The organism is Ramlibacter paludis (assembly GCF_022012305.1).
GTDB classification, from domain to species: domain Bacteria; phylum Pseudomonadota; class Gammaproteobacteria; order Burkholderiales; family Burkholderiaceae_C; genus Ramlibacter; species Ramlibacter paludis.
Map to the genome: position 1 here is coordinate 256,773 of NZ_JAKLTM010000001.1, position 17,556 is coordinate 274,328.

General features: G+C 68.2%; 14 protein-coding genes. 4 read left to right on the forward strand and 10 right to left on the reverse strand.

From position 1 onward, the window contains the following. The first annotated feature begins 10 nt into the window (after nt 1-10). Together LZ009_RS01320 and LZ009_RS01325 are read left to right on the forward strand one after the other, a co-directional pair. Entirely contained in the window at nt 11-1,237 is a 1,227-nt protein-coding gene (locus tag LZ009_RS01320) for a S41 family peptidase (protein ID WP_275696075.1), read from the forward strand. Continuing rightward, a complete protein-coding gene (locus tag LZ009_RS01325) occupies nt 1,234-2,049 on the forward strand; it encodes an HAD-IIB family hydrolase (RefSeq protein WP_275697093.1) in 816 nt (271 codons plus the stop codon). The genes LZ009_RS01320 and LZ009_RS01325 overlap by 4 nt, the downstream gene beginning before the upstream one ends. Before the next feature lie 16 nt (nt 2,050-2,065). On the opposite strand, the gene LZ009_RS01330 is transcribed toward LZ009_RS01325, so the two are convergent. The 5 genes from LZ009_RS01330 to uvrA all read right to left on the reverse strand — a co-directional run bounded on the left by LZ009_RS01330 (nt 2,066) and on the right by uvrA (nt 11,524). Beyond that, nucleotides 2,066-2,848 carry a gamma-glutamyl-gamma-aminobutyrate hydrolase family protein gene (locus LZ009_RS01330; RefSeq protein WP_275696076.1) on the reverse strand — a complete coding sequence of 261 codons (783 nt, stop codon included), beginning with the start codon at nt 2,846-2,848 and terminating at the stop codon, nt 2,066-2,068. 76 nt (nt 2,849-2,924) lie between these two features. Then, nucleotides 2,925-3,890 (reverse strand): tripartite tricarboxylate transporter substrate binding protein, encoded by a 966-nt coding sequence (locus tag LZ009_RS01335; protein ID WP_275696077.1) that lies wholly within the window; start codon nt 3,888-3,890, stop codon nt 2,925-2,927. A gap of 111 nt (nt 3,891-4,001) precedes the next feature. Beyond that, nucleotides 4,002-4,514 carry a hypothetical protein gene (locus LZ009_RS01340; RefSeq protein WP_275696078.1) on the reverse strand — a complete coding sequence of 171 codons (513 nt, stop codon included), beginning with the start codon at nt 4,512-4,514 and terminating at the stop codon, nt 4,002-4,004. Between the two features lie 102 nt (nt 4,515-4,616). Next, nucleotides 4,617-5,657, reverse strand: a complete 1,041-nt coding sequence (locus tag LZ009_RS01345; protein ID WP_275696079.1) for a histone deacetylase family protein — start codon at nt 5,655-5,657, stop codon at nt 4,617-4,619. A 14-nt stretch (nt 5,658-5,671) separates the two neighbouring features. Next, entirely contained in the window at nt 5,672-11,524 is a 5,853-nt protein-coding gene (uvrA, locus tag LZ009_RS01350; protein WP_275696080.1) for an excinuclease ABC subunit UvrA, read from the reverse strand. A gap of 179 nt (nt 11,525-11,703) precedes the next feature. On the opposite strand from uvrA, the gene LZ009_RS01355 reads away from it, so the two are divergent. Continuing rightward, nucleotides 11,704-12,807 (forward strand): ABC transporter substrate-binding protein, encoded by a 1,104-nt coding sequence (locus LZ009_RS01355; RefSeq protein WP_275696081.1) that lies wholly within the window; start codon nt 11,704-11,706, stop codon nt 12,805-12,807. A 143-nt stretch (nt 12,808-12,950) separates the two neighbouring features. Here LZ009_RS01355 and LZ009_RS01360 read toward each other — a convergent pair whose 3' ends face one another. Beyond that, a complete protein-coding gene (locus LZ009_RS01360) occupies nt 12,951-14,624 on the reverse strand; it encodes an MFS transporter (RefSeq protein WP_275696082.1) in 1,674 nt (557 codons plus the stop codon). 299 nt (nt 14,625-14,923) lie between these two features. Between LZ009_RS01360 and LZ009_RS01365 the strand changes: the two genes are divergently transcribed. Next, the gene (locus tag LZ009_RS01365; protein ID WP_275696083.1) at nt 14,924-15,211 is read left to right on the forward strand and encodes a GIY-YIG nuclease family protein; all 288 of its coding nucleotides are present in this window, start codon (nt 14,924-14,926) and stop codon (nt 15,209-15,211) included. A gap of 79 nt (nt 15,212-15,290) precedes the next feature. On the opposite strand, the gene LZ009_RS01370 is transcribed toward LZ009_RS01365, so the two are convergent. The 4 genes from LZ009_RS01370 to LZ009_RS01385 form a co-directional block, all read right to left on the reverse strand. Beyond that, complete coding sequence (locus LZ009_RS01370; RefSeq protein WP_275696084.1) at nt 15,291-15,920, reverse strand: 2-hydroxychromene-2-carboxylate isomerase; 630 nt, start codon at nt 15,918-15,920, stop codon at nt 15,291-15,293. Next, a complete protein-coding gene (locus LZ009_RS24255; RefSeq protein WP_346730710.1) occupies nt 15,917-16,054 on the reverse strand; it encodes a DUF1289 domain-containing protein in 138 nt (45 codons plus the stop codon). Before LZ009_RS24255 ends, LZ009_RS01370 begins: the two co-directional genes overlap by 4 nt. A gap of 83 nt (nt 16,055-16,137) precedes the next feature. After that, entirely contained in the window at nt 16,138-16,641 is a 504-nt protein-coding gene (locus LZ009_RS01380; protein ID WP_275696086.1) for a YbaK/EbsC family protein, read from the reverse strand. Further along, entirely contained in the window at nt 16,623-17,552 is a 930-nt protein-coding gene (locus LZ009_RS01385; protein ID WP_275696087.1) for a hydroxymethylglutaryl-CoA lyase, read from the reverse strand. Before LZ009_RS01385 ends, LZ009_RS01380 begins: the two co-directional genes overlap by 19 nt. Nucleotides 17,553-17,556 lie beyond the last annotated feature (4 nt).

Sequence of the window (17,556 nt, forward strand, 5' to 3'; positions counted from 1 at the left end):
GAAGACCAACATGAAGATGTCCCCAGCCCGCCGCCGCCTTGCTCCGGCGCTGGCCTTTGCTGCCGTCCTTCTGGCCGCCTGTGGCGGCGGTGGCGGCGGCGGCAGCTCCGCCCCGCTGGGGCCGCCGCCCTCGGTCCGCTTCGGCGCTTCCTCCAGCCTCGAGAACATCTGCACCCTCGACGGGCAGAAGCGCTTCGTCCGCGCGTACATGGACGAGGTGTACCTCTGGTACAACGAAATCCCCGAGCTCGACGCGTCGCAGTACGCCAACATCAGCGACTACTTCAACGCATTGCTGGTCAAGACGCCCGACGCCAACGGCGTGCCCAAGGACCGCTTCAGCGCGGTGCTGCCGGAGTCGGCGGTGCGCGCGAGCATTGCGCAGTCCGCCGCGGCGCCGGTCGCGGCCGACCTGGGAACGGCGCTGGCCGCCACGTTCTCGGTGCCCGTCTCCAAGGTCGTGACCACGCCCGGCGGCCGCCGCGTGGGCTACATCCAGTTCAACGACCACGCATCGGGCGCGCAGGACGAACTGATCTCCGACTTCCGCGCGCTGCGCGACGCCGGCATCCAGGACATCGCGCTGGACCTGCGCTTCAACTCGGGCGGCTTCCTCTACGTGGCGCAAAGCACGGCGTCGATGATCACCGGCCCCGCCAACAACGGCCGCGTGTTCGAGCAGCTGATGTACAACGACAAGCGCGGCGCCGAGACGGCCGCCAGCGCGCTGCCCTTCATCGGCGCCGTGACCTTCGCCGAAACGCGCTACCCCGCCGGCACGGAGCTGCCGCAGCTGGGCCTGACGCGCGCCTACATCCTGACCTCGGGCAACACCTGCTCCGCCAGCGAATCGATCATCAACAGCCTGCGCGGCATCGACGTGGAAGTGATCCTGGTGGGCAGCAAGACCTGCGGCAAGCCCTACGGCTTCCACCAGAAGAACAACTGCGGCATGGCTTTCTTCCCGATCGAGTTCCGGGGCAGCAATGCCAAGGGCTTCGGCGACTACACCGTCGGCTTCTCGCCCACCTGCGCAGTCACCGACAACCCGGCGGCCTTTGCGGGCAGCGGCACCGACCCGCTGCTGAACGCGGCGCTGTACCACTCGGACCACGGCGCCTGCCCGCCGGTGGCCAGCAGCGCCCTGGCGGGGTCCTCCTTGATTCCCGGCATCACACGCGAAGTGCCGGCACGTCCGGCATGGCTGGGACGGGTGCTGACGGGAGCCGAACGCTGAAGCCGCTGCAGGAATGGCCGGCCGCCGAGCGCGCCGGCATCGTCGGCGTGCTGACCGACATCGACGACACGCTCACGACCAATCACGCGGTCACGCCCGATGTCATCGCGGCGCTGGGCGCGCTGCGCGCGGCCGGCCTGCACGTGATCCCGGTCACCGGCCGTCCCGTCGGCTGGAGCGAGCCCTTCGCGCTGCAATGGCCGGTCGATGCGATCGTCGCCGAGAACGGCGCGGTGGCGCTCGTGAACGAGGGCGGCCGGCTGAAGAAGATCTACATCCAGGACGAAGCGACGCGCCGCGCGAACTTCGCGCGCATGCAGCAGGTCGCGCAGCGCGTGGTGCGCGAGGTGCCCGGCGCCACGATCTCGCAGGACAGCCCGGGCCGCGAGACCGACATCGCCATCGACCACAGCGAGTTCGCGCACCTGCCGCAGGACGCGATAGCCCGCGTCGTTGCGCTGATGCGGCAGGAAGGCATGAACGCCACGGTCAGCTCGATCCACGTGAACGGCTGGTACGGCGGCCACAACAAGCTGGCCGGCGCACGCTGGATCGTGCGCGAGCTGCTGGGCCGCGACCTCGATGCGGAGCTGCAGCACTGGGCCTATGTGGGCGATTCGACCAACGACGTGCTGATGTTCGAACACTTCCCGCACAGCGTGGGCGTCGCCAACATCCGGCGCTTCGTGGACCAGCTGGCGTTCAAGCCGCGCTACGTGACTGCAGGGGAGCGCGGGGCAGGTTTCGCTGAAGTGGCCCGCGCGATTCTTTCCCCCGGTCATTCCCGCGCAGGCGGGAACCCAGGGCTTTGAAGGCGCGCCGCTTCGCTCACGCGACCGCGGCCTCCTCGTCCTTCGCCCGCCGGCGTTCGCGGCAGGCCTCGGCAAACGCCTGCAAGGTGCGTTCGTAGAACGGATGCTGCTCGTGGCGCCACTCCGGGTGCCATTGCACGCCATAGGCAAAGGCCGGCGCCGCGGCGACCCGAACGCCTTCCACCAGGCCGTCGGGCGCACGGGCCTCGGCCACCAGCCCTTCGCCGAGACGCTTGATGCCCTGCCCGTGCAGCGAGTTCACCTTCGCCCGCGTGCCTCCCGCCCAGCGCGCGAAGGCGCTGTCCGGCTCCAGCAGCACGTCGTGCGCCTCGGCAAACTGCACGGCCAGGTCCTCGCTCTCGGGCTCGCGGTGATCCAGCATGCCGCCTGCGCTGTGCACAGCCTGGTGCAGGCTGCCGCCCAGCGCCACGTTGATCTCCTGCAGCCCGCGGCACACGCCGAACAGCGGCACGCCCGCCATCAACGCCTCGCGCACGAGCCGCATGGTGAGCTTGTCGCGGCGCGGATCGAGCAGGTCGGTGGGCAGCGCGGCGGCGCCGAAATGCGTGGCCTCGACGTTGGAAGGCGAGCCGGTGAGCAGCACGCCGTCCACCAGCGGCAGCAGGCAGGGCACGTCGTCCGCTTCGGCCATCGGGAACAGCACGGGCTGGAGGCCCAGCGCCGTGACCGCGGCCGCGTAGCGGTCGGCCAGCACGGTGTAGCCGCCGGGATCGGACAGGTCGAGATTGCGGTGGCAGGCTGGCAGCCAGACCAGGGGCTTGTGGGGGAGCTTGGGCATGCTCCGCCATCCTGCCTCGTGCGCCGCGGCGGCGCGCTCCGACGCGGCGTGACACCGCGTCGGAAAAAGCTCACGCTCAGTTCGGCTTGGCCAGGCCCAGCTTCTCCACCAGGGCCTTCTCGCTCTTGAAGGTGTCCTGTGCGAAGCGCGTGTACTGCACGGGGTCCATGTAGATCGGCAGCATGTCGTAGCGGGCCAGTGCGGCGACGTAGCTGGGATCTTCCATCGCCTTCTTGAAGGCGTCGTGCAGCTTCTTCACGACGTCGGGCGGCGTGTCGCGCGGCGCGCCGATGCCGAAGGGCGAGTTCTGCACCACGTCGATACCCAGTTCCTTGAGCGTCGGCGCATCGGGGAATTTGTCGAGCCGCTTCTCGCCCCAGGTGTTGAGCACGCGGATCTTGCCGGCCTGCACCAGCGGCGCGAAGCCGGTGGAATCGGCCGCCGCCATGATGTGGCCGCCGGTGATGGCCACGGCGAGGTCGGCGCTGCCCTTGTACGGCACGTGGTTCAACTGCAGGCCCAGCTTCTGCGCGACCAGCTCGGTGGTCAGGTGCGGGCTGGTCAGCGTGCCGGTGGAACCGTAGCTCAGCTTGCCCGGGTTCGCCTTGGCATACGCGACGAAGTCGCCCCAGTTCTTGAACGGGCTGTCGGCGGGCACCACGATGCCGAACGCATAGCCGGTGAGGTTGATGACGTAGTTGATGTCCTTGACCGGGTCCCAGGCGATCTTGGTCGTGTACGGCAGGCGGAACACCCCTAGCGGGATCTGCGCGAGCGTGTAGCCGTCGGCCTGGGACGTCTGCAGCAGCTGCGCGGGCAGCGTGCCGCCGGCGCCCGGCTTGTTGTCGATGACGACCGGCTGCCCGAGGATCTTGCCGGCGTTGTCGGCCAGCTGGCGCATGGTGATGTCGGTGGGCCCGCCCGCGGGGAAGGCGATCACCAGCTTGATCGGCTTGGCGGGAAACGTGGATTGGGCGTGGGCGCCCAGGCTGGCCGCGGCCAGGGTGGCGGCGGCAAGCTGGACGAGGTGGCGACGGCGCATCGGGGCTCCTGTGAAAGCGAAAGGGCGAGCGCGCATTGCAGCGCGTCGCCCTTCCAACGGCAATCGGGAGTAGCCCGGGCGGCCGTAACCTGCGCGACAGGCGCCCTTGGCTCAGCAGCCTTCCGGACGGTCGGGCCGCATCGGAACGGCGCCGGTCAGGGTGATGGTCGCGCCGGAGCCGGTGGTGGACGTGAACGTCGCGCCGGCGAAGTTGACGCGGTTGTTGGCGCGGTCCACCGCGGCGCCCGCGGAACCGAGCAGCCGGAATTCCACCGCGGCGATCGAGACGATCGTGGTGCGCAGGTCCGGACTGCCCGGGATGTAGCGCACGTCGCCGTCCATCATGCGGATGCCGCCGGTCTGCGTGAGCCCGTTGAACTTGAAGCGGCAGGTCTCGGGATCGCCGCCGATGGGATTGACCTTGGTGACGTTGTTCGAGTTGACGTTGGTGCTGGCGTAGACGCCATTCAGGTTGGCGTCGGTCGCCGCGGCGACGGTCACAGACGCGGCCTGGCCGGACGGCGACGGATCCTTCTCGTCGACGATCACGCCTTCGTCACCGCCGCCGCACGCGGCCAGCAGGACCGAGAATGCGACCGCGGTCGTGGCAAGTAAAGCTTTCATGGCTACCTCGGGGGTTGGGGAGGAAGCCGAGGCTAGAGGATGGTTCCCCTCGTGCCGTGCGCTCGTTTCCGACAGCCCTGTCGGACGACGCCGACTTTGCAATCACAACATTTCGAAACCTTCGAGCACATTCACGGTGTTGCGCCCGACCTCCGCCACCGCGTAGCCACCCTCGAACACGAACAACATCGGCAGGCCGGTGCGCGCGAGCGCTTCGCCCACGCGCAGGTAATCGTCGCTGCGCAGGCCGAAGCCCGAGATCGGGTCGCCTTCGAAGGTGTCGACGCCGAGCGAGAGCACGATGGCTTCCGCACCGAAACCGCGGATCGCCGCCAGGGCCTGGGCCAGCGCTTCGCGCCAGGCCGCGAATCCCGTCCCGCGCGGCAGCGGCAGGTTGAGGTTGCAGCCGGCGCCGGCGCCGCTGCCCGTCTCGTCGGCGTAACCGAGGTAGTACGGATACTCGGTGTGCGGGTTGCCGTGCACGCTGGCGAAGAAGACGTCGCCGCGCTCGTAGAAGATCGCCTGCGTGCCGTTGCCGTGGTGGTAGTCGAGATCGAGCACGGCCACCTTTTGCAGGCCCGCGTCGCGTAGCACCTGCGCCGCGATCGCGGCGTTGTTCAGGAAGCAGTAGCCGCCGAAGAAGTCGTGCCCCGCGTGATGGCCCGGCGGGCGCGTCAGCGCGAAGGCGGCGCGCTCGCCGGCGAGCAGCGCGCGCGCACCGGCGACGGCGCAGTCGGCGCCGCGCCGCGCTGCGTCCCAGGTGCCGGCGGTGATGGGCGAACCGGCGTCGAACGAGAACAGGCCCATGCGCGCGAAGAAGCTCGCGGGGAGCACGTCGGTGCGGAAGGTGCGGATCGGCCAGTACGACGGAATGGCATCGCGTTCGGCGTTCCTCGGATCCAGCGCAACCCACTCGTTCCACGCGCCGGCGAGGAAGTCGAGGTAGCGCGGCGCGTGGATGCGCTCCAGCACCGTGCGCGGCACTTCGGGCGCGGACGCGATGCTGCCGAACTTGCGCGCATTCAGCTCCTGCAGCACGTAGTCGGCGCGCGCGGGCACCTCGAAGCAAGGCACCAGCTCGCCGCGAAACATCTCGTGCCGCCCGTGGTGCTGGGCATGCGCCTCGTTGTAGAAGATCTTCATGCCGCCAACCGCACTCAGCGTGCCAGCACCGGTGCCAGCGCGACCCCGGTATGCGTGCCCAGCGCCACCACATCCTCCGGCGAGGCCGCAGCCACCACCTTGCCGCCGGCGCTGCCGCCTTCCGGCCCGAGGTCGATGATCCAGTCGGCCTCGGCGATCACGTCGAGGTCGTGCTCGATCACCACCACGCTGTGGCCGCCGTCCACCAGCCGGTGCAGCACGCGGATCAGCTTCTCCACGTCCGCCATGTGCAGGCCCACCGTGGGCTCGTCCAGCACGTAGAGCGTGTGCGGCGCCTTCTGGCCCCGGCGCGTGATGTCGTCGCGCACCTTGGACAGCTCGGTCACCAGCTTGATCCGCTGCGCCTCGCCGCCGGAAAGCGTCGGTGAAGGCTGCCCCAGCGTGAGGTAGCCCAGGCCCACGTCGCGCAGCAGCTGCAGCGGATGGGCGATGTTGTTCATCGTCGCGAAGAACTCCACCGCCTCGTCCACTTCCATCTGCAGCACGTCGCCGATGCTCTTGCCGCGCCAGGTGACGGCCAGCGTCTCCGGGTTGAAGCGCGCGCCATGGCAGGCCTCGCACGGCACCTTCACGTCGGGCAGGAAGCTCATCGCGATGGTCCGCACGCCCTGGCCTTCGCAGGTCGGGCAGCGGCCTTCGCCGGTGTTGAAGGAGAAGCGGCCCGGGCCGTAGCCGCGCGCGCGCGCCTCCAGCGTGTCCGCGAACAGCTTGCGGATGGTGTCCCAGAAGCCGATGTAGGTGGCCGGGCAGGAACGCGGCGTCTTGCCGATCGGCGTCTGGTCCACTTCCAGCACGCGGTCGATGGTCTGGTAGCCGTCCACCGACTTGCAGCCGCTCCACTTGGGACGCTTGCCCGCATCGTCGGCGTCGCGGCCGGCCTTGGTGCTGCGCTGCTGCACGGCCGCCTGCACGTTGTGCAGCAGCACGTCGCGCGCGAGCGTCGACTTGCCGGAGCCGGAGACGCCGGTGACGACGACCAGCCGGCGCAGCGGCACGTCGACGTCCACGTCGTCGAGGTTGTGCAGGTCGGCGCCCTTCAGGCGCAGGAACGATGCAGCTTCGGTGCCGGCGGTCACCGGCAGCGCACTCGACATGTGGGCCAGCATGGACTTCAGCTTCTTGCCCTTGGGCGCCGCCGGCGGCTTGGCCGCCACGGGCGCACCGGGAGGCTCGCGTCCGTCCATCCCCTCGACCTCGCGGCGCGCCTTGAGCGGATGCTTCATGGCGTGCAGCAGGTAGCGGCCAGTCAGCGAATCCGCGTTCGCGGTGACGTCGTCCGCCGTGCCCTGGGCCACCACGCGGCCGCCGCGCTTGCCGGCGCTGGGGCCGATGTCGATGATGTGGTCGGCGCGCCGGATCGTGTCCTCGTCGTGCTCCACCACCACCAGCGTGTTGCCCTTGCCGCCCAGCTTGTGCAGCGCGTCCAGCAGGATCTGGTTGTCGCGCGCATGCAGGCCGATGGTCGGCTCGTCCAGCACGTAGCAGACGCCCTGCAGGTTGGAACCCAGCTGCGCCGCCAGCCGGATGCGCTGCGCCTCGCCGCCAGAAAGCGTGGGCGCGCCGCGGTCCAGCGTCAGGTAGCCGAGGCCCACTTCCTCCAGGAATTCCAGCCGCGAGCGGATCTCGGGGATCAGGTCGCGCGAGATGCCTTGCTCGCGGGTGCTCAGCACGTCGGCCACCTGCAGGCTCTCGACCCAGCGCCGCACGTCGCGCACCGACAGCGCGGCGACGTCGGCGATGCCGGTCTTGTCGAAGCGCACCGCGCGCGCCTGCTTGTTCAGGCGGCTGCCGTGGCAGGTGGCGCAGACCTCGTCGGTGAGGTCTTCCACCTCGGGCTCGGCAAAGGTCTGCTCGCGGCCCTTCTCCTCGGCGAACACCGTGTCGTCGAACACCTCGCGCTGCGCGCGCGTCAGCTTGACGCCGGTGCCCACGCAGTCGGGGCACCAGCCGTGCTTGCTGTTGTACGAGAACAGGCGCGGATCGAGTTCGGGATAGCTGGTGGCGCAGACCGGGCAGGCCCGCAGCGTGGAAAACACTTCCACCTTGCCGATGGCGTCGTGCTTGCCGATGCCGTTCAGGAAGGCGGCCTTCAGGCCGTCCAGCGGCGCCAGCACGTGCAGGATGCCCTTGCCGTGTTCCAGTGCGACGGCGATCTTCTCGCGCAGCAGCGTTTCGTTGGCCGGCGTGATGTCCAGGTCGCACACCGGCAGCTCGATGGTGTGCTCCTTGAAGCGGTCGATGCGCGGGAAGCCGGTGGTGGGCAGGAAGTTGCCGTCCACGCGCAGGTGCGAATAGCCGCGCGGCCGCGCCCAGTCGGCCAGCTCGGTGTAGACGCCCTTGCGGTTCATCACCAGTGGCGCCATCAGGCCGATGTGCTGGCCCTTGTAGCGCTTCATGATCTGCGCCACGATGGAATCGACGGTCTGCGGCTTCACCTCGGCGCCGTCGTTCACGCAATGCTGGATGCCCAGCTTCACGTACAGCAAGCGCAGGAAGTGCCAGACTTCGGTGGTGGTGCCCACGGTGGACTTGCGGCCGCCGCGCGACAGGCGCTGCTCGATCGCCACGGTCGGCGGGATGCCGTACACCGCGTCGACCTCGGGCCGGCCCGCCGGCTGCACGATGGAGCGCGCATAGGCGTTCAGCGATTCCAGGTAGCGGCGCTGGCCTTCGTTGAACAGGATGTCGAAGGCGAGCGTCGACTTGCCGGAGCCCGAGACGCCGGTGATCACGCTGAACTTGCCGTGCGGAATGTCGACGGACAGGTTCTTGAGGTTGTGCTCCTTCGCGTTGACGATCTGGATCGCGTTCGGCCGCTCGGCGGCGCGAGTCGCGCGTTCGGCGTAGTCGGCAGCGTCTTTCTCGCTCACCGCCAGGCTGCCGACGCCCAGCGTCGAGTCGTAGTCGCGCAGCGCCTTCGCCGTGTGCGACGTCGCATGCAGCTTGACCTGCTCCGGCGGCCCTTCGGCCACCACCAGGCCGCCCTGGTCGCCACCTTCCGGCCCCAGGTCGACCAGCCAGTCGGCCGCGCGGATCACGTCGAGGTTGTGCTCGATGACGATCAGCGAGTTGCCCGCTTCCAGCAGCTTGCGCAGCGCCCGCATCAGCTTGGCGATGTCGTCGAAGTGCAGGCCGGTGGTCGGCTCGTCGAACAGGAACAGCGTGCCCTTGGTGGCCTTGGCCTGCCGGCTCGAGGACGCGGAGCGCGCCGCCTCCGCCAGGAAGCCCGCGAGCTTCAGGCGCTGCGACTCGCCGCCGGAAAGGGTAGGCACCGGCTGCCCCAGCTTCACGTACTCCAGGCCGACGTCGACGATGGGCTGCAGCGCGCGAATCACGTCGCGGTCGTTGGCGAACAGCGAAGCCGCTTCGCTCACCGTGAGGTCCAGAACGTCGGCCACGTTGAGGCGGCGCGGTTCGAGCGCGCCGATCGCCTGCCGCTCGATGTGCACTTCGAGGATCTCGGGCCGGTAGCGCTTGCCGTCGCAATCCGGGCAGCGCAGGTAGACGTCGGACAGGAACTGCATCTCGACGTGCTCGTAGCCCGAGCCGCCGCAGGTGGGGCAGCGCCCGTCGCCCGAGTTGAACGAGAACTTGCTGCCGGTGTAGCCGCGCTGCCTGGCCAGGGGCGAGGTCGCGAAGATCTCGCGGATCGAGTCCCAGGCGCCGACGTAGCTCACCGGGTTGGAGCGCGCGGTCTTGCCGATCGGCGACTGGTCGACGAACACCACGTCGGCCAGCTGCTCGGCGCCCAGCAGGCGGTCGTGCAGGCCGGGCGTCTCGGTGGCGCGGCCGAAATGGCGCAGCAGCGCCGGGGCCAGGATGTCCTGCACCAGGCTGGACTTGCCCGAGCCGGAGACGCCGGTCACGCACACCAGCCGCTGCAGCGGGAACTCCACGGCGACGTTCTGCAGGTTGTGCTCGCGCGCGCCTTCCAGCACCAACCGCGGCGTGGACTCGGTGACGGCGCGCTTGAATCCCATGCCCACATGCTTGCGTGCACCCAGGTAGGCGCCGGTCAGCGTGTCGGCGTCGCGCAGGTCGTTGGTGGTCCCGTCGAAGACGATCTGGCCGCCCCGCTCACCCGGGCCCGGGCCCATGTCGATGATGCGGTCGGCCGCCACCATCACGGCGGGGTCGTGCTCCACCACCACCAGCGTGTTGCCGGCGTCGCGCAGGCGGTGCATGGCCTGCGTGATGCGGCCCATGTCGCGCGGGTGCAGGCCGATGCTGGGCTCGTCCAGCACGAACAGCGTGTTGACCAGCGAGGTGCCCAGCGCGGTGGTGAGGTTGATGCGCTGCACCTCGCCGCCGGACAGCGTGCGGCTCTGCCGGTCCAGCGTGAGGTAGCCGATGCCCACGTCCACCAGGTACTTCAGCCGCGTGTTGATCTCCTCGAACAGCAGCTTCAGCGCCTGCAGCTCGCCGGTGCCCGCATGGGCTTCCGCCTCCGGCTCGACGCGGTCGAAGAACTTCCGCAGCCGCGCGATCGGCAGGATCATCAGGTCGTGCAGCGACAGGCCGGGCAGCGCTTCCAGCTGCTCGCGCGACCATTGCACGCCCACCGGCATGAAGCGCCTGGACGGCTCCAGCACGGCGTCGGCGTCTTCCTTGCTGCCCAGGCGCCACAGCAGCGGCTCGGTCTTCAGGCGCGCGCCGCCGCAGGCTTCGCACGGCGTGTAGCTGCGGTACTTGGACAAGAGCACGCGGATGTGCATCTTGTAGGCCTTGCTTTCCAGGTACTGGAAGAAGCGCTTCACGCCGTACCACTTCTTGTTCCACTGGCCGTCCTGGTAGCCGGCCACGCCGTCGATCACCCAGTGCTTCTGTTCGGGCGTGAGCTTGTACCAGGGCGTGTCGCGCGGGATGCCGGCCGCTTCGGCGTGCCGCATCATGTCGTCCTGCGACTCCGACCAGGCCGGCGTCTGGAAGGTCTTGATGGCGCCGGCGCGCAGGGTCAGCTTGTCGTTCGGGATCACCAGCCCGTAGTCGACCCCGATCACGCGGCCGAAGCCGCGGCAGGTCTCGCAGGCCCCCACCGGCGAGTTGAAGGAGAACATCGACGGCACCGGCTCCGAATAGCGGATGTCGCTGTCGGGGCAGTGCAGGCCGGTGGAGAACTTCCAGACTTCCTTCGCGTCGTCGTCGCCGGCGTACACCGACATGCGTCCGCTGCCGCGCTTCAAGGCAACCTCGATCGCTTCGATCGCGCGCGCCTTCTCCACGCCCTGGATGCGGAAGCGGTCGGCCACCACGTCCAGCACCTTGCGCGGGCCGGTCACGGTGCCGACTTCGCGCTCGGCCTGCACGCGGGTGAAGCCGCTGGCGGAGAGCCACTGCTCGATCTCTTCCGCCGTGGTGCTGGCGGGCAGTTCGACGGGAAAGGTCACGACCAGGCGCGGGTCGCCGTCCTTCGTGCGGGCCATCAGCTGCTCGTAGATGGTCTCCGGCGAGTCGTGCCGCACCTGCAGCGCGGTCTGCTTGTCGAACAGCTGCGCCGCCCGCGCGAACAGCAGCTTCAGGTGGTCGTTCAGCTCGGTCATCGTGCCGACCGTGGAGCGCGAGGAGCGCACCGGGTTGGTCTGGTCGATGGCGATGGCCGGGGGCACGCCTTCCACGCGGTCGACGGCGGGCTTGTCCATGCGGTCCAGGAACTGGCGCGCGTAGGCCGAGAAGGTCTCCACGTAGCGCCGCTGCCCTTCGGCATAGAGCGTGTCGAAAACCAGGCTGGATTTGCCGGAGCCGCTGGGGCCCGTGACGACGGTCAGTTCACCCGTTCGCAGGTCGACATCGAGGTTCTTGAGGTTGTGCTGTCTGGCTCCGCGGATGCGGATGGTTCCCTGGGACATGGAGGCCTTGTTCTGGTGGGGCCCGACATTCTAGGGAGCGTGGCGTTGCCGGAAGGCGGGAGGGTCTTGCCGGGCCGCAGGGCCGCCCGGGCGCGAAAAATTCCTTGTTTACCACGCCCTGCTCGACAGTTAGTGCCCGCGAACCTACACTTCGGTACACACAAAGTCGAGGGGACGTCATGAAGCACTGGATCGTCGCGGCAGTGGCCGCATTCGCGCTTGCGCCATCCTTCGCCCAGATCGTCATCGGGCAGACCGCGGGCTTCACGGGCGTCGCCGAGGCCGGCGTCAAGGAAACCTCCAACGGCGCCAGGCTCTGGCTCGATCACATCAACGCCAAGGGCGGGGTGAACGGCCAGAAGATCGAGCTGGTAGCGATGGACGACGCCTTCGACCCGAAGAAGGCCGCGGCCAACGCCAAGGTGCTGATCGAGGAAAAGAACGTCGTCGCCCTGTTCCTCAACCGCGGCACGCCGCACACCGAGGCCGTGCTGCCGCTGCTGGAAAAGCACGGTGTGCCGCTGGTGGCGCCGTCGACCGGCGCGATGGTGCTGCACCAGCCGGTGAACAAGTGGGTCTTCAACGTGCGCGCCACCTACCAGCGCGAGGCGGAGAAGGCGGTCGAGTACCTGGGCACGGTGGGCATCACGCGCATCGCGGTGCTGCACACCGACGACTCCTTCGGCGCCGACGGCTTCGAGGGCGCCAAGAAGGGCCTGGCCAAGGCCAAGCTCGACCCGACCATCATCGTCAAGACCGACCGCAACAAGCCGGACTTCGCGAAGATCATTCCCGACGTGCTCAAGACCAACCCGCAGGCGCTGGTGTGGATCGCTTCGGGCAACGCCGTGGCCGACGGCGTGAAGGCGCTGCGCAAGGCGGGCTCGGCGGCGCAGGTGGTCACGCTGTCCAACAACGCGTCCGGCGGCTTCATCAAGAGCCTGGGCGACAACTCGCGCGGCGTGATCGTGTCGCAGGTGTTCCCGTACGAGCGTTCCATCGCCTATCCGATGGTGAAGGAAGCGCGCGACCTGGCCAAGGCCAAGGGCCTGGACGATGTCTCGCCCGCCATGCTGGAAGGCTACGCCGCCGCCAAGGTGATGGTGGAAGCGCTGCGCCGCGCCGGCCCTTCGCCCACGCGCGACAAGGTGCAGAAGGCGCTGGAGGGGATGAACAAGTTCGACCTGGGCGGGCTGGAGGTGAGCTACGGCCCGAACGACCACACCGGGCTGGACTTCGCGGACCTGTCGATCATCGGGGCGGAAGGCAAGTTCCGGCGCTAGCCGCGCGCATTGTCATTGCGGGCTTGACCGGTGCCGGATCCCGGGTCGAGCCCGGGATGACCGCCAAAGGAAAAAGCGGCCCGCGGGCCGCTTTCTCTTTGGATGCCCTGGATCCCCGCCTTCGCGGGGATGACGGAGCGCGCTCAATCCTTCGCGTAGATATCCACGTCCTTCGTCTCCTTCACGAAGAGCGTGCCGATGATGAAGGTGGCGCCGGCGATGATGATGGGGTACCAGAGGCCGTTGTACATGTTGCCGGTCTGCGCCACGATGGCGAAGGCGGTGGTGGGCAGCAGGCCGCCGAACCAGCCGTTGCCGATGTGGTACGGCAGGCTCATCGAGGTGTAGCGAATGCGGGTGGGGAACATCTCCACCAGCATCGCCGCGATCGGACCGTAGACCATGGTCACCAGGATCACCAGGTAGGCCAGGATCACGACCATCATCAGCTTGTTCATCTTGGCCGGGTCCGCCTTGGCCGGATAGCCGTCGGCCTTCAGCGTGTCGGCCACGCCCTTCTTGAACTCCGCTTCGCGCTTCTTGGCGTCGTCGGCGGACAGGCCCTTGGCCGCATAGCCCGGGATCACCTTGTCGCCGATCCGGATGCTGGCGACGGTGCCGGCCGGCGCGGCTTCGTTCTCGTAGCTCACCGAGCCGTTGGCCAGCACCTGCTTGGCGATGTCGCAGGAGCTGGTGAACTTGCTGGTGCCGGTGGGGTTGAACTGGAACGAGCAATCGTTCGCGTCGGCCACGACGACGACCTTGTTCTTCGCCTGCGCGGCGGCCAGGTCGGGGTTGGCGGCCACGGTGAGCGCCTGGAACACCGGGAAGTAGGTCAGCACCGCCAGCAGGCAGCCGGCCATGATGATCGGCTTGCGGCCGATGCGGTCGGAGAGCGCGCCGAACACGATGAAGAACGGCGTGCCGATGGCCAGCGCCGCGGCGATCATCAGGTTGGCGGTCACCGCATCCACCTTCAGCTGCTGCGTCAGGAAGAACAGCGCGTAGAACTGGCCCGTGTACCAGACCACGGCCTGGCCGGCGGTGAGGCCGATCAGCGCCAGGATCACGATCTTCAGGTTCTTCCACTGGCCGAAGGATTCCTTCAGCGGCGACTTGGAGACCTTGCCTTCGGCCTTCATGCGCTGGAAGGCCGGCGATTCGCTCAGGGTCATGCGGATCCAGACCGAGATGGCGAGCAGCACGATCGAGACCAGGAAGGGAACACGCCAGCCCCAGGTGTCGAACTCGGCGCCCAGGAATTCGCGGCAGGCCAGGATGACCAGCAGCGAGAGGAACAGGCCCAGCGTCGCGGTGGTCTGGATCCACGCGGTATAGGCGCCGCGCTTGCCGTGCGGTGCGTGCTCGGCGACGTAGGTCGCGGCGCCGCCGTATTCACCGCCGAGGGCGAGGCCCTGCAGCAGGCGCAGCGCGATCAGGATCACCGGCGCGGCGACGCCGATGCTGGCGTAGCCGGGCAGGATGCCGACGATGAAGGTCGACATGCCCATGATCAGGATGGTGACGAGGAAGGTGTACTTGCGGCCGATCATGTCGCCGAGGCGGCCGAACACGATGGCGCCGAAAGGGCGCACGATGAAGCCGGCGGCGAAGGCGAGCAGCGCGAAGATGAAGGCCGAGCCGGCGTCGAGGCCGGAGAAGAACTGCTTGGCGATGATCGCGGCGAGCGATCCGTACAGGTAGAAGTCGTACCACTCGAAGACCGTGCCGAGCGACGAGGCGAAGATGACCTTCTTCTCCTCGCCGGACATCGGCCGGTCCGCGGCGGCGCCGGCGGTGGCGGTGGCAGTTGCCATGTGCTGTGTCTCCTGGATGTGTGGAGACCGCATTCAACGCCCCGGCTCTGACCCTCGTCTGACGCGAATCCAACGCAGACTTACGGCGTGGCTGAAACCTGAGTTCTGGATTGCGGGTCGAGCCCGCAATGACAAGGGGTTTGTCATCCCGGCCGCGCACGAGACCTTATCGTTCGCGCCCCCACGAGACCTTGTCATCCCGGCCTTGAGCCGGGATCCAGCTCCCCGGCATATTCGTTCACAAGACCCGTGTGATTCGCCGCCTTGCCTCCTTCGGGCCATTGCGATGGGATCGAAGGATGTCCGCCTATTACGTCTACATCCTCGCAAACCGCAAGAACGGCGCCCTCTACATCGGTGTCACCAATGACCTGATCCGCCGCGTGCACGAACACAAGTCGGGCGACGTCGCGGGCTTCACGCAAAAGTACGGCTTGAAGACATTGGTCTGGTTCGATTCGACCGGCTCCGTCGAGGGAGCCATCCAGACCGAGAAGCGGCTGAAGAACTGGAAGCGGGAGTGGAAGATTGCGTTGATCGAGAAGGAGAATCCGGGGTGGAAGGATCTGTATCCGGGATTGTTGTGACGCGGGGGATGGATTGCGGGTCAAGCCCGCAATGACAAGCGCGCTTGTCATCCCGGCCTCGAGCCGGGATCCAGGAGCGTCACCGGGAACGCGTGACGCCCGCCGGCACCTTCGCAGCGGCTTCCCAGTTCCCCGCGTCGAACCACGCGTTCCCTTCGAGGTAAGCGCGCAGCATCGGCAAGCCATCGAAGCCCCAGAACAACTTCCCATCCACCTCGCACGTCGGCACCCCGAACAAGCCACGCGCGAGCGCGTCGTCGGTGTTGGCCTTCAACTCCGCCTTCACTTCGTCCGACGCCAGATCCCGCTTCGGCTGCAGCAAGGCCTGCAAGGTTTCGAGGCGGCCCGCATCCGCCGCATCGGCACCGCCACGCCACACATGGCGGAAGATGGTCTCGCAGACGTAGCGGTTCGCACCGCACGCGACAGCGAGCCGCAGCAAGGCGATCGGGTTGAACGGATGCGCCGCCGGCAGGTCCATCGGAATGCCATGGGCATGCGCCAGCCACGCCACCTGCCGATAGGTCCAATCGCGCTTGGGCGCGATCTCCGCCGGACCCAGCTGGCCGTGCTGCTTGAGGAAGGCCGCGAACAGCACCGGCTTGTAGTCGACGCTGTAGCTCAATCCCTTCAGCGCTTCCGGCAATTGCTCGAACGCGAGATAGGCATACGGCGAAATGAAGTCCAGGTAGAAGGTGATGTGCTTCATGCCTTGCCCTCCTGCACGCGATCGACCAGCAAGCGCCACACCGCGCGCCGTTCCTCGTCGCCCTGCATGCCCCAGGCCGCAATCTCTTCCAGCGTGCGGAAGCAGCCTTCGCAGAAGCCCGTCTCGGCACTCATGCGGCAGACGGAAATACAAGGAGAAGGAACCGGCCCGGCGTCCAGCTCCGCCGCCCGCTCCAGCAAGAGTTCCGCAGCCGGACTCATGCCGCCGGCGCCTGCACGACGTCGGCCACCGGCGCGCCCGTGAGCTGTTCGAGGTCCTGCGGCCGCAGCTTGAACACGCCGTGCGGATGCCCGGCCGCCGCCCAGATCTCGTCGAAGCGGAACAGATCGCGGTCGATCAGGGTCACCGGCGCCTGCGCGTGCGCCACCGGCGACACGCCGCCGATGGTGAAGCCGGTCTTGGCCTTGACGAATTCCGCATCCGCGCGGCCGGTCTTGCCCACCAGGGCATCGACCTTCTTCTCGTCGACACGCCGGTCGCCCGAGGCGATGACCAGCACCGCCGCATCGTCGCTCTTGCGCCGGAAGATGATGCTCTTGGCGATCTGGCCGACCTGGATACCCAGCGCGTCGGCCGCCTGCTGCGCGGTGCGCGCGGCGTCGTCCAGCATCACCGGCGTGTGGGGATGGCCCTTGTCCTGCAGCACGCGCGCGACACGCTGCACGCCCTCGGGCAGCGCGCTCAGCTCGGCACCGCACATGCTTCGTTGTTCCTCTTGTTCAGGATCGCCGTCGCCGCCCGCGAGTTCGGCTTGCGGCCCAGGAAGTCGCTGATGTACTTGCCCGCGTCGATCAGCTTGTCGAGGTCGATGCCGGTCGCTATGCCCATGCCGTTCAGCATGTAGACCACGTCCTCGGTCGCGACGTTGCCGGTCGCGCCCTTGGCATAAGGACAGCCACCCAGGCCGGCCACCGAGGCGTCGTACTGCCAGATGCCCATTTCCAGGCAGGCCAGGGTGTTCGGCAAGGCCTGGCCGTAGGTGTCGTGGAAATGGCCGGAGATGTCGTCCAGCGCGTAGTGCTTCAAGGCCGCCTCCATCGCCGCCTGCACCTTGCGCGGCGTGCCGACGCCGATGGTGTCGGCCACGCCCAGGTGCTGCACGCCGATCTGCTTCATCAGCTTGGCGACCATCTCGACGCGCGAGGGCGCGATCTCGCCCTCGTACGGACAGCCCACCGCGGTGGACAGCGCGCCGCGCACGTAGATGCCGTGCTTGCGCGCGGCTTCCACCACCGGCGCGAAGCGCTCGATGCTCTCCGCGATCGAGCAGTTGATATTGCGCTGGCTAAACGCCTCGCTGGCGGCGCCGAACACCACGATCTCGTCCGGCTTCGAAGCCAGCGATGCTTCCAGCCCCTTGAGGTTGGGCGTCAGCACCGAATAGCGCACGCCCGGCTTGCGCTGGATGCCCGCCATCACCTCGGCGTTGTCGGCCATCTGCGGCACCCACTTGGGCGAGACGAAGCTGGTGACCTCGATCTCCTTCAGCCCGGCGTCCTGCAGCCGGTGCACCAGCGCGATCTTCACCGCCGCCGGCACCGGCTCCTTCTCGTTCTGCAAGCCGTCGCGCGGGCCGACGTCGACGAGCTTGACTCTGCTGGGATAAGCCATGGCT

Bases quoted from the DNA above. Each gene is read 5' to 3' on its own strand.
- LZ009_RS01320 (WP_275696075.1), top strand. From the start codon at position 11: ATGAAGATGTCCCCAGCCCGCCGCCGCCTTGCTCCGGCGCTGGCCTTT.
- LZ009_RS01330 (WP_275696076.1), bottom strand. From the start codon at position 2,848: ATGCCCAAGCTCCCCCACAAGCCCCTGGTCTGGCTGCCAGCCTGCCAC.
- LZ009_RS01335 (WP_275696077.1), bottom strand. From the start codon at position 3,890: ATGCGCCGTCGCCACCTCGTCCAGCTTGCCGCCGCCACCCTGGCCGCG.
- LZ009_RS01340 (WP_275696078.1), bottom strand. From the start codon at position 4,514: ATGAAAGCTTTACTTGCCACGACCGCGGTCGCATTCTCGGTCCTGCTG.
- LZ009_RS01345 (WP_275696079.1), bottom strand. From the start codon at position 5,657: ATGAAGATCTTCTACAACGAGGCGCATGCCCAGCACCACGGGCGGCAC.
- uvrA (WP_275696080.1), bottom strand. From the start codon at position 11,524: ATGTCCCAGGGAACCATCCGCATCCGCGGAGCCAGACAGCACAACCTC.
- LZ009_RS01355 (WP_275696081.1), top strand. From the start codon at position 11,704: ATGAAGCACTGGATCGTCGCGGCAGTGGCCGCATTCGCGCTTGCGCCA.
- LZ009_RS01360 (WP_275696082.1), bottom strand. From the start codon at position 14,624: ATGGCAACTGCCACCGCCACCGCCGGCGCCGCCGCGGACCGGCCGATG.
- LZ009_RS01365 (WP_275696083.1), top strand. From the start codon at position 14,924: ATGTCCGCCTATTACGTCTACATCCTCGCAAACCGCAAGAACGGCGCC.
- LZ009_RS01370 (WP_275696084.1), bottom strand. From the start codon at position 15,920: ATGAAGCACATCACCTTCTACCTGGACTTCATTTCGCCGTATGCCTAT.
- LZ009_RS24255 (WP_346730710.1), bottom strand. From the start codon at position 16,054: ATGAGTGCCGAGACGGGCTTCTGCGAAGGCTGCTTCCGCACGCTGGAA.
- LZ009_RS01380 (WP_275696086.1), bottom strand. From the start codon at position 16,641: ATGTGCGGTGCCGAGCTGAGCGCGCTGCCCGAGGGCGTGCAGCGTGTC.
- LZ009_RS01385 (WP_275696087.1), bottom strand. From the start codon at position 17,552: ATGGCTTATCCCAGCAGAGTCAAGCTCGTCGACGTCGGCCCGCGCGAC.